We start from the raw sequence: 1,306 nt of genomic DNA on the forward strand, positions 1-1,306 counted from the left end.
CGGGGAGCAACTGTGTTGAAGTAGCCCGGCGATCGGCCGGCCTCAAGGCTGGCGCTTGCGCGCCACCGCCTCCGGCGGCTGACGGCCTTGACCCCGTCCGCTCACCGGTCTTCAGGCCGTGCATGCGCTCGGCGGAAGCCGAGCGGAGTCGCTCACTTCGTACCGACTGGCGTCCCATTTCTCACCGCGCGCGATCATAACGTTGAGGATCACGATCAGCTTGCGCATACAGGCAGTAAGCGCAACCTTCGGCTCTTTGCCTTTGGTGATCAGGCGATCGTAGAAGGCCTTGAGCACGGGGTTGTGCCGTGTCGCAGCTCCCATACACGCCATGTAGAAGAGATTGCGGACTTTGCGGCGCCCGCCCTGGATATGGCGGATGCCTCGACGCTTGCCGCTGTCGTGATCGTAGGGCGCAGCCCCCAGCAACGCCGCAGCAACTTTGTTGCTCATCTGGCCGAGTTCCGGCATCGACCCGATGAGCCCGGCGGACGTGCTCCCGGCAAGACCCGGCACGCTCTCGATGATCTCGGCGAGCTCGGCAAATCGCGGCGTGGCCTTGATCAATGCTGCGATCGCGGCTTCGAGCTTGGCAATTTCGGCGGCGATCTGCTTTCGCAGGCGATCCTGCATCTTCCGCACGACGTCAGGTGTGGAATGCTCCCTCCTGTTTTGCAAGCTGGTCTGCGCGTCGATCAGAGCCTGGCGCGCAGTCACGATCTGCGCCAGCTTCTCACGTGCCGCATCGTAGGTTTGGCCTCTTGCCTCGATGAAGGTCTCGGTGAACCAGGCGATCATCGCCGCATCGATCGGATCGTTCTTGGCGAGTCGTCCAGCCGATTTGGCGAAGTTCCGCACCCGCTTTGGGTCCACGACCAGGGCTTCGATACCAGCCTCGCGCAGCGCCTTGGCCCACTCCCGCTCATAGCCGCCGGAAGCCTCCATGGCTGCCTTGCCGACTTTGTGCTTGCGAAGCCAGCGGATCAGTGATCGCCGTCCCTCTGGCGTGCTTGGGAACGTCTGCCGTAGCGACAACGAGCGAATGCACGCATCCACCTTGTCCTTGGCCACATCGAGACCGACGACAATCAGCTCATTCTGTGCCATCGTCCACTCCCTTCCTTGCTCGGTTCGGGCTCCAAGCCCTTGCAACTGTTCGGGTTGAGGAAGACACCGGATCTGTCCCTCGCTCCCCGACAGGCTCGAGGCCTTTGAGGTCGGACGGGCTCAGATCCAGCGACGGGCGGTTGGTCAGAACCGCCCGTTCGCACATCCTGGCAGATTTTACAGACACAAGAGGTCGGAT

Annotated in this window: 1 protein-coding gene; it reads right to left on the bottom strand. The window is 62.6% G+C overall.

Going from position 1 to position 1,306, the window contains the following annotated elements:
- Positions 1 to 111: 111 nt before the first annotated feature.
- Positions 112 to 1,107 carry an IS110 family RNA-guided transposase gene (locus AAE027_RS39425; protein WP_091892429.1) on the bottom strand — a complete coding sequence of 332 codons (996 nt, stop codon included), beginning with the start codon at positions 1,105 to 1,107 and terminating at the stop codon, positions 112 to 114.
- Positions 1,108 to 1,306 lie beyond the last annotated feature (199 nt).

The organism is Bradyrhizobium sp. DN3, assembly GCF_041357655.1.
GTDB lineage: Bacteria > Pseudomonadota > Alphaproteobacteria > Rhizobiales > Xanthobacteraceae > Bradyrhizobium.